The following is a 14,001-nucleotide window of genomic DNA, read 5'->3' on the forward strand; positions in this document are numbered from 1 at the left end:
CTGTTGAGTTCTCAAGGAACGGACGCTTCCTTTGTACTCACCCTCTCGGGCTTTCCTCCGGGCGCTTCCCTTTCGGTGTCTCCGACTCTATCAGATCCGTTTCCCGGCCGTTCCCGGCCGAAATCCGATTCCGACTTTCCCCTGTCGGCGGGGCGCCTTCCGGCGTGTCCACTACTTTAGAGGATTTCCCCCGCCCGTTCAAAATCGGGCTTTCGTCGAACCAATTCCGGCACGCCGAAATAGGCCCCACGAAGAGGGGAATCGAACTTCAGTAGTGGTTGCCGTCGGACGGCAGAAGGTGTTGCCGGAGAACCGTTACAGCTCTGTGGCAACCCGGAGAACACTACGGATCGGTTCCGTGTGTGTCAACCGAAGCCCTGGGCCCTGTCGACGGCTCAGTCCAGGTCCGTCAGACGGCCGCTCGCGTCCGGCTGGGCGTCCTCGACGCGGCGCAGCAGGCGGGTCAGCAGTTCGCCGAGCTGGCCGCGCTCCTGGCCCGAGAGGTCCTGGAGGAGGTCCTCCTCGAAGACCGACGCCTTGCGCATCACCTGGAGCCACTTCTCCCGGCCCTCGTCCGTCAGACCGATGATCACGCGGACCCTGTTCTCCTCGTCCCGCTCCCTCGTCACCAGGCCCTGGCCGAGCATGCGGTCGATGCGGTGGGTCATGGCGGCCGGGGTGAGGCCCAGGCGCTTGGCGATGGTGCCGGGCCAGAGCTGGTAGGGCTCGCCCGCCATGACGAGTTCCTTCAGCACCTCCCACTCGGGGCTGCTGAGTCCGAGGATCGCCAACTGGCGCCCGTAGGCGACGCTCATGCGGCGGTCGAGGCGGCTGAGCGCGTTGACCACCTTCTCCACCTGGGGGTCGAGGTCGCGGTACTCGCGCTGGTAGATCGCGATCTGTTCGTCGAGCGTCGGTTGTCGGTCCGGCATGGGGCGGAGTATCCCACGGGAACGAGTTCGCATTGAAGGCTTGCCCTATGTACTCTTTAGCTTCGAACTTTAGCTTTGAAGTCTTCCTGTCACTCAGGCCCCAGCCGGGCCCCGGACAGGACCCAGAACCTAGGGAAGGTGAGTGTGACCACCGCGATGGGCGCAGCGCTGCGCCGGATCCAGCTCGGGAACGCCCTCGTGGCGTTCGGCAACGGCTTCACCGTGCCGTTTCTGTTCGTCTACGTAGCGCGCGTACGGGAGCTGGGGGACGGCACGGCGGGTGCCGTGCTGGCCGTGTTCGCCGCCGCCGCGCTGGTCGTGCTGCCCTTCACGGGGCGGGTGATCGACCGTCGCGGTCCGATGCCCGTCGCGTACGCGGGGTCCGCTTTCGCCTCGCTCGGTGCGCTGGGCTTCGGGCTCTCCACCGCCGCGCCGTCCGTCGTCGCGTCGTCCGCGCTGATGGGTGCGGGCATCGCGGTGTTGCAGCCCGCGCTGGCGACCATGATCGTCTCGTGTTCGACGGCCGCCACGCGGTCGCGGGCCTTCGCCACGCAGTTCTTCCTGAACAATCTGGGGCTCGGCGTCGGCGGGCTGATCGGCGGGCTGCTGGTGGACGAGCGGCAGCCGTCGAGCTTCACGCTGCTCTTCGTCGTCGAGGCCGCGATGTTCGTCGTGCTCCCCGTGGTGCTCGCGACCGTGCGGCTGCCGCAGGGCGGCGGGGTCGACATGCGGGAGCTGGCGGACGACGGCTCCGTGGCGCAGCCGCGTGACGGGTGGCGTGTGCTGTTGCGGGACAAGCCGATGGTGCTGCTGTGCGTGCTGGGGTTCGTGCTGTTCTTCACCTGCTACGGGCAGTTCGAGTCGGGGCTGTCCGCGTACGCGGTGGAGGTCACCCGCATCTCGACGTCCACGCTGGGCATCGCCCTGGCCGCGAACACCGCCGTGATCGTGCTGGCGCAGTTCGTCGTGCTGCGGCTGGTGGAGCGGCACCGGCGCAGCCGGGTCGTGGCGCTGGTCGGCGTGATCTGGACCGTCGCGTGGCTGGCGGCGGGGGCTTCCGGGCTCGTGCACGGGGCGCAGGCGGTGGCGACGGCGCTGCTGATCTCCACGTACGCGCTGTTCGGGCTCGGCGAGACGATGCTGTCGCCGACGCTCGCGCCGCTGGTGGCCGATCTGGCTCCGGCGCGGCTCGTGGGGCAGTACAACTCGGCGTTCGCGCTGGTCAAGCAGATGGCGCTGGCCGTCGGTCCGGCCGTCGGCGGGTTGCTGGCAGCGGGCGGTGCCTATGGCACGTACATCGTGATGCTGGTGGTCTGCTCGCTCGGGATCAGCGTGCTCGCGCTGTGGCTCGGCGGGCGTCTGACGCCGGTGCAGGACAGGCCGTACCGCTCGGTCGTCGTGGCGGCCCGCTCCGCGCGGGAGCTGTCCGAGAGCGGTGGCGGGGTGCGCGAGGCGGCCGAGGGCTCCCGGGCCGCGTCCGTCGGCTGACCAGCTGAACCGCTGAGTCGTTAAGCCGCTGAGCGGCGGCCCGGGGCGCTCAGGCGGAGCTCAGGCGCCGCCCTGCGGCAGCGCGAACTCGCACCAGACCGCCTTGCCGCCGCCCGGTGTGCGCCGCGAGCCCCAGGCGGAGGCGATGGTCGCGACGATGGAGATGCCGCGGCCCGCCTCGTCGACGGGCTCGGCGCGGCGGCGGCGCGGCAGGTGCTCGTCGCCGTCGGTGACCTCGACGATCAGGCGCCGGTCCGTGCGGCGCAGCCGCAGCCGCATGGGCGGGGTGCCGTGCTGGAGCGAGTTGGCGACGAGTTCGCTGGAGGCGAGGACGCCCAGATCGTGCAGCTCGGGCGGGAAGCGCCAGGAGGTGAGCACGCCGGACGCGAAGGCGCGGGCGCGGGGCGCCGCCTCGGTGCCGCCGAGGAGGTCGAGCGCCGCGTTGTGGAACAGCTCGGCGTCCTGCCCGTCGCGCTCAGGGTGCTGGATGACGAGGACGGCGACGTCGTCGTCGTGCTCCGCGGTGATGCCCAGGGCGCGCAGTAGCCGGTCGCAGATGATCTCGGGTGAGCCGCTCGCGCCCGCGAAGGCGTGCTCCAGGGCCGCGACTCCCTCGTCGATGTCCGCGTCGCGCCGCTCGACGAGGCCGTCGGTGTAGAGGACGGCGGCGGATCCTGGCGTGAGGGGCAGCGAGCCGGAGGTGTGCAGCCAGCCGCCGGTGCCCAGCGGCGGGCCCGTCGCCTCGGCGGCGCGGTGGACGGTGCCGTCCGGATCGCGGACCAGGACGGGCAGGTGGCCGGCGGAGGCGTAGTGGAGGCGGCCTTCGTTGGGGTCGTGGACGGCGTAGACGCAGGTGGCGATCTGGCTGGAGTCGATCTCGGCGGCCAGGCCGTCCAGGAGCTGGAGCACCTCGTGCGGGGGGAGGTCGAGCCGCGCGTAGGCGCGTACGGCGGTGCGCAGCTGGCCCATCACGGCCGCCGCGCGCACGCCTCGGCCCATCACGTCGCCGATGACCAGGGCCGTACGGCCGCCGCCGAGGGTGATCACGTCGTACCAGTCGCCGCCGACGGCCGCTTCGGTGCCGCCCGGCTGGTAGGTGGCGGCGACGCGCAGATCGTCCGGCTGCTCCAGTTCCTGCGGGAGCAGGCTGCGCTGGAGGGTGACGGCCGCCTCGCGCTGGCGGCGCTCGCTGGCGCGCAGCCGCTCGGCCGACTCGACCTGGTCGGTGACGTCCGACGCGAAGATCAGCACGCCGTCGCCCTCGGTGGCGCTGATCGGGGTGCAGGTGAAGGTGTAGTAGCCCCCGCGGGACGGGCGGCGTTCGCCCGGTCCGCCGGGTTCACCCGATCCGGGGACCCGCCTGGACTTGACCGTGCGGGACCGTCCGCTGCGCAGCACCTGGTCCATGAGCGGCAGCAGGCCCAGCTCGACGAGTTCGGGGAGGGCGTCGCGGGCCGCGGCGCCGTGGGCGCGGGGGCCGAAGACCTGGGCGTACGCGTCGTTGACGTAGGCGATGCGGTGCTCGGGGCCGTGGACGACGGCGACGAGGGCAGGGACCTGGCCCAGCAGATCGTGGACGGAGAGCGCGTCGATGCTGCGGGTGACGCGCGCCTCGGCCTCGGCGGCTGCCTGGACCGCGGCCTCGGCTTCCGCTTCGGCCCTGCTCCTGGCGCGGGCCTTGAGGCGGGTCCTGGTCTGGGTGCCGTGCGGGGTGGATTCGTGGGTGTTCGCCGGGCTGTTGATCTGGGTGTCTTCCTGTTTCTGGGTGCGTGAGCTGCGGTCCGCTCCGGCGTGCGCCCCTTCGTGGCGTGGGTCGGCGCCGTGGGCGCCGGGTTCCGGAACGGGGTCGGAATCGGGATCGGCGCCGGATTCGGCACCTGGCTCGGCGCCTGGCTCGGCGTCGGCGCCTTCACGGGTGGTCAGGCCCGCGTCATCGGCGTGCGCCGTCCGCTCGGCGCGGGCGGCCGGAACCGAGCCGCCGCCCTCGGCGGGGGCGGGGGCGGAAGCCGAGGCGGGACCTGGGTCGGGTCCGGTGCCGGTGCCTGCGCCCGTACCGCCCGGGCCCGAGCCGCTGTCGGACGGCTGCTGCTGCGCCTTCGTCGCTGCCCGGGCGGCAGCGGTGCGCCGCTGTGTGCCGGGCAGTCGGGCGCTCCAGCGCGTGAAGTTCACGGTCGTCCGATTCCTCGCGTCGTTCGCGGTGGTCACTCTTTGCAGGTGCGGGCCCACCCATGGTCACACGTCCAGTGTGGCCCACAGCGGTGACATCCCTCAGACGCCGCTGCCCCACGGGCAGTTCCGTCCTGCGGGACATTCACCCGGACGTTGGTTTGTGCGTCAGGTGTGCGTCAGGTCTACGTCAGCCGAGCCGCGTTCGTACACGGGTGGCTGATGGGGGTCTCCAGGAGGCCCGGCCGGGGCTGCGGGAAGGGGTGCGGGAAGGGCGCTTCGGCGCGTGTCGCACGGCCGTCAGCTCGCTTCCGGGTGGCGTCCCGTGCCCGCGGCCAGCTCGAACTCGGCGCGCGGGTGTTCGAGGGAGCCGAGGGAGACGATCTCCCGCTTGAAGAGCCCCGCGAGGGTCCATTCGGCGAGCACCCGGGCCTTTCGGTTGAAGGTGGGGACGCGGCTGAGGTGGTAGGCGCGGTGCATGAACCACGCCGGATAGCCCTTGAGTTTGCGCCCGTAGACATGCGCGACCCCCTTGTGGAGGCCGAGGGAGGCGACCGAGCCCGCGTAGGAGTGCCGGTAGTCGGACAGTTCGGCGCCCTGGAGGCAGGCGGCGAGGTTGTCGGCCAGGGTGCGCGCCTGGCGGACCGCGTGCTGCGCGTTGGGGGCGCACAGGGCGCCGGGCGCGCCCTTCTCCTCGGCGATGAGGTCGGGCACGGCCGCCGCGTCCCCGGCCGACCAGGCGTGGTCGGTGCCGTCGACGCGCAGGCGCGCGGTGCACCTGAGACGCCCGCGCTCGGTGAGGGGGAGGCCGGCGGCGGCGAGAATCGGGTGCGGCTTGACGCCGGCTGTCCACACGACGGTGCGGGTGGGGTGGCGGGAGCCGTCGCTGAGCACGGCGACGCGGTCCTCGCAGGAGTCGAGCCGGGTCTCCAGCCGTACGTCTATGTTGCGGGCGCGCAGCTCGCGCAGCGCGTAGGCGCCCATCTCCTCGCCCACTTCGGGCAGGATCTTGTCGCTGGCCTCCACCAGCAGGAACCTCATGTCCTCGGGACGGAGGTTGTGGTAGTAGCGGCAGGCGTAGCGGGCCATGTCCTCCAGCTCGCCGAGCGCCTCGACGCCCGCGTAGCCGCCGCCCACGAAGACGAAGGTCAGGGCCGCGTCGCGGACCTCCGGGTTGCGGGTCGAGGAGGCGATGTCGAGCTGCTCGAGCACGTGGTTGCGGAGGCCGATGGCCTCCTCGACCGTCTTGAAGCCGATGCCGTGCTCCGCCAGCCCGGGGACGGGGAGGGTGCGCGAGACGGAGCCGGGCGCGAGGACCAGCTCGGTGTACGGGATCTCGACGCCGCCGGTGCCCTCCTCCTCGGTGGCCAGGGTCTCGACACGGGCGACGCGCCGCTCGTGGTCGATGCTCTTGACCTCGCCGATGACGACCTTGCACAGGGGCAGGACGCGGCGGAGCGGGACGACCACATGGCGCGGGGAGATGGAACCGGCGGCGGCCTCGGGCAGGAACGGCTGGTACGTCATGTACGGCTCGGGATCGACGACGACGATCTCCACACCGTCCACACCGTCCGCGCCGCCGCCCGCGCCAGCACCGGGGGGCGCTTCGGGATGGGCCCCCTTCGGTACGGTCTCGGCCTGCTTGAGCTGCTGCTTCAGCTTCTTCTGGAGGCGCAGTGCCGTATACATGCCGACGTAGCCGCCGCCGACCACGAGAATGCGCGCGGGTTCCTTCGTCGCCTTCGTCACCCGTCCATGACGCACCCGAGCCCCCGTGTTTGTCCACAGGTCCCGTGAAATGTGTGACCGGTGGAGGTGAGCGGTCCGCTTCGCTCCGGCTTGCGCGTGCGTCGACGTTCCCGCAGGTCAGTGGGGGCGCGAAGGGAGCGCGCGAGACGGCGGGAACGGGTGGATCTCGGCCGTACTCCGATCGGGGACCGGTCCGTGAGGAACTGCCCTCTTCTCTCTTGACCTGGGCTCAACTATGTTCGTATCCGGGTCGGGGTGCGGTGCGTGATGACCGGAGCACCGGTACCAACGACCGGACAGGGCGGGGGTCTCCGGGGGGAGACATTCATTACCGGGGGAACACGTATGCACATTCAGGGTATTCACACCTCTCATTTCGGTACGGCCGCTGTGTCGTCGGCATCTGACGGCGGCGTAGGGGGCGGCCCCGCGGGCAGTGTGAGCGGCGTCGGCGGCCCGGCCGCCGGTGGCGCGGGCGGGCGTTCGACGCCCCTGCGGGTGGACGCACAGCGCAATCTGGAGCACGTACTGCGCGCGGCGCGCGAGGTCTTCGGCGAGCTGGGTTACGGCGCGCCGATGGAAGACGTGGCACGGCGCGCGCGGGTCGGGGTCGGCACGGTCTACCGCCGCTTCCCGAGCAAGGACGTCCTGGTCCGGCGGATAGCCGAGGAGGAGACGGCGCGGCTCACCGAGCAGGCGCGGTCCGCGCTGGGGCAGGAGAACGAGCCCTGGGCGGCACTGTCCAGGTTCCTGCGCACCTCTGTCGCCTCGGGCGCCGGACGGCTGCTGCCGCCGCGCATACTCCGGGCCGAGGGCCGGGCGGCGGACTCCACGACGCGTGTGCCGCAGCAGCGGCAGGCGCAGCACGAAGGGAACGGGAACGGGCACCCGCTCGGGATCGGCCAGCCTCCGTCCGAGGACGGCTTCGGCACGCCGGGCCAGCAGACCGGGCAGTCCGTGCAGGCGGGGCACCCGGGACAGCCGGGTCAGCCGGGCCTGCGGCTCGTCGAGCAGCGTGAGCCGCTGGAGACCGAGAAGCTGGACGGCTTCGAGGAGGAGACCGGCGCCGCCGAACTCCTCAGCGTCGTCGGCCAGTTGGTCGAGCGGGCACGCGAGTCGGGCGAACTGCGCACCGATGTGACGGTCGGCGATGTGCTGCTCGTCATAGCGACGGCCGCGCCGTCGCTGCCCGACGCGGCACAGCAGGCCGCCGCCTCGAAGCGGCTGCTCGACATCCTGCTGGAGGGTCTGCGGTCCAGGCCCAGCGCGTAACCCGCGCGGAGCGCGGGAAGCGGGCGCGGGATGTGACCTGACGGTTCTCCGACGGCCGTCGGCGCGTTGTCCGCCGCGCCCCGCACATCGTAGGGACGTGCGGGGCGGGACGGCGGCAGCGGCAGTAGCAGCGGCAAGGGTGCACGGATCGCGCCGCTTCGGCGGCGCGGTCCCGTGTGGCTCGGAGCTGTGCGGCTCGGTTTCGTAGCGCCCGGGTCCCGTGCGCGGGTGCGGGGCTGTACTTGTGGCCGCGTCCCGTTCATGAGCCTTGTCCGCGTCCGCGTCCGCGCAGGAAGTTCACGCGTGGGGGCCTTGTCCATAATGCCCCGTACGAGCGGTTTCGTGGGGCGGGGGCGGGGGTGGTCCGCTCGTACGGGTTACGGGCGAGGCGTTCCGGAGCGCTGTGCGAACCGGCCCCGGACGGGTGGAAGGCCAGGACTCCCCGGTTCCCGCGCGCCCTCCGTGTGGCACGCTTGCCCGGTGTTTGGGTGCTACAGCGTGTACGGGGGCTTGCGCCATGGGTGCTAAGGGACGCGAGGAACCGGGCAATTCGGGCGAGCAGGCCGGGACCGACGGGTCTGTGTCACCGCATGTCCCGGAGCAGGGCGGCCCGTTGGGCCCCGAGTCCACGCCCGAGGGCGGGCACGCGGCAGACGCGCGCCACGGTTCGGGTTCCGGTACCGGGTCCGGTGCGGCTTCGGGCACCGGTGCGGGCACGGGCGCGGGCGATGTGGACAGCGGTGTCGGCAACGTACCCAAGCAGCGCAAGCGGCGAGGGGGCCAGGGGAAGCACCGTGCGACCGGACCGGCCGCCTCCGCCGCCTCCGGCACGGCCACGGAGCCGACGGAGCGCAGCGCCGAGCGCCCCGTCGATGCCAGGCCCGTCGGCGGCGGCCCCTCCGACGCCGAGCTGATCGCGCGGATGCGCGAGAGCGACACCGGGGCCTATGACGAGCTGTACCGTCGGCACGCCGATGCCGTGCGCCGTTACGCCCGTACGTGCTGCCGGGACGCGGACACCGCCGACGACCTGACGAACGAGGTCTTCGCGCGCACCCTCCAGGCCGTACGCGGCGGCAAGGGCCCCGAGACGTCCGTACGCGCCTATCTGCTCACGTCCGTCCGGCACGTCGCGGCGGCGTGGACGCGGACGCGGAAGCGCGAGCAGCTCGTCGAGGACTTCGCGGTCTTCGCGCAGTCCGCTTCGGCCGCGGCAGCCGCCTCCGACGCCGACACGCTCGACCTCGGCGCCGACGTGCGGGCCATGCAGGAGGCCGAGCAGACGCTGGTGGTGCGGGCGTTCAAGAGCCTGTCGGAGAAGGACCAGATGGTCCTGTGGCACACGACCGTCGAGGACGCCAAGCCGCAGGACGTCGCGCCACTGCTCGGCCTCTCGGACAACGCGACGGCCGTGGCGGCGCACCGGGCGCGCGAGAACCTGAAGAAGGCGTACCTCCAGGCGCACGTGAGCCGGACGCTCACCTCGCCCTCGGAGAGCGGCGACTGCGCCCGTTACGCGGACCGGCTCGGCGCCTACGCGCGCGGCGGGCTGCGCATGCGGGCCGAACTCGGTCTGCGCAAGCACCTGGAGAACTGCGAGCGCTGCCGTGCGGCGGCGGCCGAGGTCACGCACCTCAACGAGCACATCCGCGTGCTCGTTCCGGTGGCGCTCATCGGCTGGTTCGCGACGGCGGGCGGCGCCAAGGCGTTCGGCGCGCTGCTCTCCGGCACGGGAGCGGCGGCTGCCGCCGGTGCCGGTGGTGCGGCAGCCGCGGCAGGCGGCGCGGGTGCGGGCGGTTCCGGTGGCGGCGCGGGAGGCGCAGGGGGCGCCGCCTCCGAGGGCCTGGGCACCCCCGCGAAGATCGGCATCGGCGCAGGTCTTGCCGCGGTGGCGGGCGTCGCGCTCGCCCTGGGGCTGAGCGGGGACGAGCAGCCTCCCCCCAAGCCCGAGGCCAAGGCGTCGGCCCCCGCCGCCGCGCCCTCCGAACCGCCCGAGGAACCGGACGACCCGAAGCCCGCACCCGACAAGCCCGACCCTGAGCCCGACAAGCCGGACCCGAAGCCCACGCCGGACGAGCCCGAGCCGGAAGAGCCGAAGCCCGCGCCCGACAAGCCCGAACCGGAACCCGAACCGGACAAGCCGGACCCGAAGCCCACGCCGACCCCGACGCCGACTCCCGAACCGCCGAAGCCCTCACCCAAGCCGCCGTCTCCCGCGCCGCCCGCCGACTACCAGCTCAACTCCCTCAAGTGGGACATCCTCAACCCCGGCGAGAACGACGAGCCCACGGTGCGCACGGGTGTGAGCAGCTGGATGTGGCAGCGCTGGGGGATGCGGATCGGCGGTACGTCGTACGGCCACGGGGTGACCGTCCACGCGCCGTCGTCCGTGACGATCGACCTCAACCGGCCCTGCACGGCGTACGACGCGGTGGCCGGGGTCGACGACATGATGGCGGGCCTCGGCGCTGTGCGGTTCTCCGTGTACGGGGACGGGGCGCGGCTGTGGCGGTCGGGCGTCGTGCGGGGCGGGGAGAAGGCCGTGCCCGTGCATGTGCCGCTCAGTGGCGTGAAGACGATGCGGCTCGTGGTCTCGCCGCACTCCGGCTTCGACGCGGTGACGCTCGCGGACTGGGCGCAGTCGCGCATCAGCTGCCGCTGACCGCGCCGCCGTCCCCGCGCCCGCCGTTGGCCCCGTTCCCGTCCCCGTCCCCGTCGAGCAGGGTGTCCAGGAGCGTGACGGCGCGGCGGACGGTGCGTTCCGCCTGGTCGGCGTACGTGGCGTAGGTGGCGTACGCGGTGTCCTCCCCGTCCTTCGCGGGCTCCGCGCCCTCCCCGGGCTCCCCGGGCTGGGACAGCTCGGCGCAGGGCTCGGTACGGGTCCCGGCGCGGGCGCGGATGTCACCGTCCAGGCGCAGGGAGGGGAGGCCAGGGTCCAGGCCGCCGCGTACGTCGCGGGACGCGTCCGCCAGCAGGACCGCCGTCTCCGGGGCCCCGGCCTGGAGGGCGACGGCAGCCGCCGACAGCAGCGCGTTCGCGAGCTGCGACTCGGGCGTGCCCGTCGAGAGCCCGAGGGCGAGCGCGTCGCGCGCCTGCCGTACGGCCTCGTCCATCCGCCCGCCCTCGGCCGCGGTGATCCTGGCCTCCAGCGCGCCCATCGCCGTGTCGAACATGGTCGGCGGGGTGCCGACCGCCGCGCGTCTGCCCGCCTCCTGGTGGTGGCGGCGGGCGACTGCCGTCTGCCCGTCGTCGAGGGCGATGAGGGAGCGGAGGAAGCTGGCATAGATGCACGCGTCGGTCAGACCGAGGCGTTCGGCCTCCTCCACGGCGCGCGCGCTCAGCTTCCCGGCCTCCTCGCTGTCGCCCTGGCGGTACCAGACCTCGGCGATGCGGACGAGGAGGAAAGGCATCTCCGTCAGCGCGCCGAGTTCCTGCGCGTAGCGCATCGCGGTGGCGTACTCGGCGCGCGCCTCCTCGTAGCGCCCGTGCTGCACGGCGACCTCGGCCCGCAGGCCGCGGACCTGGCCGAGCAGCCAGCGGTCTCCCGTCGACTGGGCGAGGGCCTCGATCTCGGGGATGTCCGCGTGCATGCCGAGCAGACCGCGCGGCAGGTCCACGTGCGCGTGGGCGCGGAAGAGCAGCGCGACGGCCAGCTCCCAGGGGCCGCCGAAGCGGCGGCAACTGGCGACCGAGACGTCCATGTACTCCACGGCGTCCCTGCCGCCGTGCAGCAGCGGCGCCGCGAACGGCCAGAGCAGCCCGGGGAACGCGGCGGAGCGGGGGTGGGGGCGGGTGAAGGTGTCCAGGAGGTCGCGGGCGACGTCGAGGAGGTCGGGCAGGGTCGGGGGTTCCTGGCTCTGGTACTCGGCGAGCAGGAAGTATCTGAGGAGCTGGAACTCGCGGTACAGGTACCTTTCGTCCTCGGCCTCGTCCACGCCCTCACCGTCGGCGTCACGGACGTCGCGGACGTCGCGGACGTCGCGGACGTCACGGAGCAGCTCCAGCGCGGCGGCGACCCATCCCGCGCCCTCTTCGCGGTAGTTGCGCACCCACCAGAACCAGCCCATGTCCCGGACGAGCCCGAACGCCGCTTCCCGCTCCTCCGGCGCGTCCGGGGCGTGGAGCGTGCGGTGGAGCGCTGCGCGGATGTTGTCGAGGTCGGCTTCGAGGCGGGGCAGCCAGGTGAGCTGCTCGGCGGAGCGGATACGGGCGTCGGCCGCGGCGACGAGGCGCCTGATCTGGCCCGTGTGCCGGCGTTCGGTGGCGGCGAGGTCGACGGGGTGCTCGGCGGCGCGCTCCTTCGCGTACTCGTGGATCGTCTCCAGCATGCGATAGCGCACCCCCGTGTCGGCCGGGGCCGGTGGCGGGTCGGCGATGAGGATGGACTTGTCCACGAGGGAGGCGAGGATGCCGAGGACGGCGTCCTCGGGAACGCTCTCCTCCGCGAGAGCGCCATCGGCTTCGGAGGCGGGCGCCGGGTCTGCGCAGACGTACTCGGCAGCCGAGAGCGTGCAGCCGCCCGAGAAGACGGAGAGCCGGCGTACGACCGTGCGCTCGCGCGCGTCGAGCAGATCCCAGGACCAGTCGACGACGGCGCGCAGAGTCTGCTGACGCGGCAGTACGGTGCGGCTTCCGCTGGTCAGCAGGCGGAAGCGGTCGTCGAGCCGGTCCGCGATCTGACGGGGCGTGAGCGAGCGCAGCCGCGCCGCGGCGAGTTCGATGGCGAGCGGCAGCCCGTCGAGACGGCGGCAGATCTCCTCGACGGTGGCCTCGACGTCCCCACCGGGGCCGCTGCGCGAGTCCGTCGACGTACGGAGGCCGGGGCGCGCGTCCGCGGCGCGGTCCGCGAAGAGCCGGTGCGCGGAGACGGGAGGCAGAGGCTCGACGGGGCGCACGACCTCCCCCTGCACGCCCAGCGGTTCCCGGCTCGTCGCGAGCACGGTGAGCCCCGGACAGCGGGCGAGGAGGATCTCGGCGAGGTGGGCCGCGGCGTCGATGACGTGCTCGCAGTTGTCGAGAACGAGCAGGAGCCGACGGTGTGCGCAGTGGTCGAGGAGACGGAGCGTCGCCTCGTCGGCGAGATCGTCCCCGGTGACGCGCGGGGCTTCCATGCCGCCGAAAAGGGACGTCTCGCGCCGCCCGAGGGCGCTGAGGACGGCGCCCGGCACGGCGGCCGGATGGTCCAGGGGCGCGAGGCCCACCAGCCAGGCGCCGTCCGGGTACGGAGTGTCCGACGCGCCGACGGCCGACGCCGCAGCCTGCTCCGACAGCCGCGTCTTTCCGGAGCCGCCAGGGCCTGTGAGGGTGACGAGGCGGGAGCGGCGGAGGTCGTTCCGCAGCGTGTCGAGATCGGCCTCGCGTCCGACGAAGCTGGTCAGGCGGGCACGGAGGTTGCCCGGAGGGCCCCCGGGCGTCGATCCCCGCGGGGTGGCGGCGGACGCGGGCGCGGGCTCGGGCGGGGCGTCGAGCAGTTCGGCGTGCAGGGCGCGGAGCTCCGCGCCCGGGTCGGCGCCGAGGCGCGCGGCGATCTCCTTCCGCACCGCCTCGTACGCCTCCAGCGCCTCGGCCGTACGGCCCGTGTCGCGCAGGGCACGGAGCAGCAGGGCCTGAAGGGGCTCGTCGAGGGGGTTCTCGGCGGCCAGCTCGCGCAGTTCCGGCAGCGCCCGGGCCGCCTGGCCGAGGGCGAGCTCGGCGGCGAGACGGTGCTGTCTGGCGCTGCGCCGCAGCGCTTCGGGGCGGGCCGCGGGGACGTCGCGGTCCGGCAGGTCGGCGAACGCGGGGCCGCGCCACAGGCCGAGGGCTTCGCGGAGGAGACCGACGGCGGCGGCCGGGTCGCCCTCTTCGAGGGCGCGTTCGCCCTCGCGGGCCAGGCGCTGGAAGCGGAACAGGTCGATGTCGTCGGGGGCTGCGTTGAGGCGGTAGCCGCCCGGCCCCGAGTGGACGGCGTCCTTGCCCAGGGCGCGACGCAGGCGTCCGATCAGCGCCTGGAGCGCGGCGGGGGCCTCGGCGGGGAGGGTGTCGGTGTCCGCCCACACCTCGTTGATGAGGGTTTCCACCGGGACGGGGGTGTGACGGTGCGCGTGGATCGCCAGCGCGGTGAGGAGGGCGCGCAGGCGGGGGCCTCCCACCGGTACGGGTTCCCCCTGCGCACCCCGCGCCTCCGCAACCCCCAACACCAAATACCGCACCCACCCATTGTCCCCGAGCCCCTGTGAATCCCCCCGTGATTTTCGGAGACCCCGTGCCGGGTGCGCCTACCCGATTGCCCCTGGGGCTTCGTTCGCGTACTGCGGGCCGTGCCCACCCTCCCCCAGCTACCGCTGGGAGGTGCCCCCTCGCCGAGCGGGACGCCTGCCCACAACAAGGGTGGGCCCCTCCGGCACGGTGCCCG

General features: G+C 73.2%; 7 protein-coding genes. 3 read left to right on the forward strand and 4 right to left on the reverse strand.

Annotation, left to right across the window (positions count from 1 at the left end):
- Window positions 1-395: 395 nt before the first annotated feature.
- Window positions 396-932 (reverse strand): MarR family winged helix-turn-helix transcriptional regulator, encoded by a 537-nt coding sequence (locus tag ACWGJ2_RS38985; protein ID WP_453351143.1) that lies wholly within the window; start codon window positions 930-932, stop codon window positions 396-398.
- Between the two features lie 144 nt (window positions 933-1,076).
- Between ACWGJ2_RS38985 and ACWGJ2_RS38990 the strand changes: the two genes are divergently transcribed.
- Window positions 1,077-2,420, forward strand: a complete 1,344-nt coding sequence (locus tag ACWGJ2_RS38990; protein WP_453351148.1) for an MFS transporter — start codon at window positions 1,077-1,079, stop codon at window positions 2,418-2,420.
- A gap of 60 nt (window positions 2,421-2,480) precedes the next feature.
- On the opposite strand, the gene ACWGJ2_RS38995 is transcribed toward ACWGJ2_RS38990, so the two are convergent.
- Both ACWGJ2_RS38995 and ACWGJ2_RS39000 read right to left on the reverse strand, forming a co-directional pair.
- The gene (locus tag ACWGJ2_RS38995) at window positions 2,481-4,589 is read right to left on the reverse strand and encodes an ATP-binding SpoIIE family protein phosphatase (RefSeq protein ID WP_453351144.1); all 2,109 of its coding nucleotides are present in this window, start codon (window positions 4,587-4,589) and stop codon (window positions 2,481-2,483) included.
- Between the two features lie 297 nt (window positions 4,590-4,886).
- On the reverse strand, window positions 4,887-6,278 hold the full coding sequence (locus ACWGJ2_RS39000) for an NAD(P)/FAD-dependent oxidoreductase (protein WP_453351149.1): 1,392 nt from the start codon (window positions 6,276-6,278) through the stop codon (window positions 4,887-4,889).
- Between the two features lie 405 nt (window positions 6,279-6,683).
- On the opposite strand from ACWGJ2_RS39000, the gene ACWGJ2_RS39005 reads away from it, so the two are divergent.
- On the forward strand, window positions 6,684-7,610 hold the full coding sequence (locus ACWGJ2_RS39005; RefSeq protein ID WP_453351145.1) for a TetR/AcrR family transcriptional regulator: 927 nt from the start codon (window positions 6,684-6,686) through the stop codon (window positions 7,608-7,610).
- Window positions 7,611-8,127: 517 nt separating this feature from the next.
- Window positions 8,128-10,272 carry a sigma-70 family RNA polymerase sigma factor gene (locus tag ACWGJ2_RS39010; protein ID WP_453351146.1) on the forward strand — a complete coding sequence of 715 codons (2,145 nt, stop codon included), beginning with the start codon at window positions 8,128-8,130 and terminating at the stop codon, window positions 10,270-10,272.
- Here the strand turns inward: ACWGJ2_RS39010 and ACWGJ2_RS39015 are convergent.
- Window positions 10,259-13,798 carry a BTAD domain-containing putative transcriptional regulator gene (locus tag ACWGJ2_RS39015; RefSeq protein WP_453351147.1) on the reverse strand — a complete coding sequence of 1,180 codons (3,540 nt, stop codon included), beginning with the start codon at window positions 13,796-13,798 and terminating at the stop codon, window positions 10,259-10,261. The two genes, ACWGJ2_RS39010 and ACWGJ2_RS39015, sit on opposite strands and share 14 nt — an antisense overlap.
- Window positions 13,799-14,001 lie beyond the last annotated feature (203 nt).

This window comes from Streptomyces sp. NPDC054796 (genome assembly GCF_053611545.1).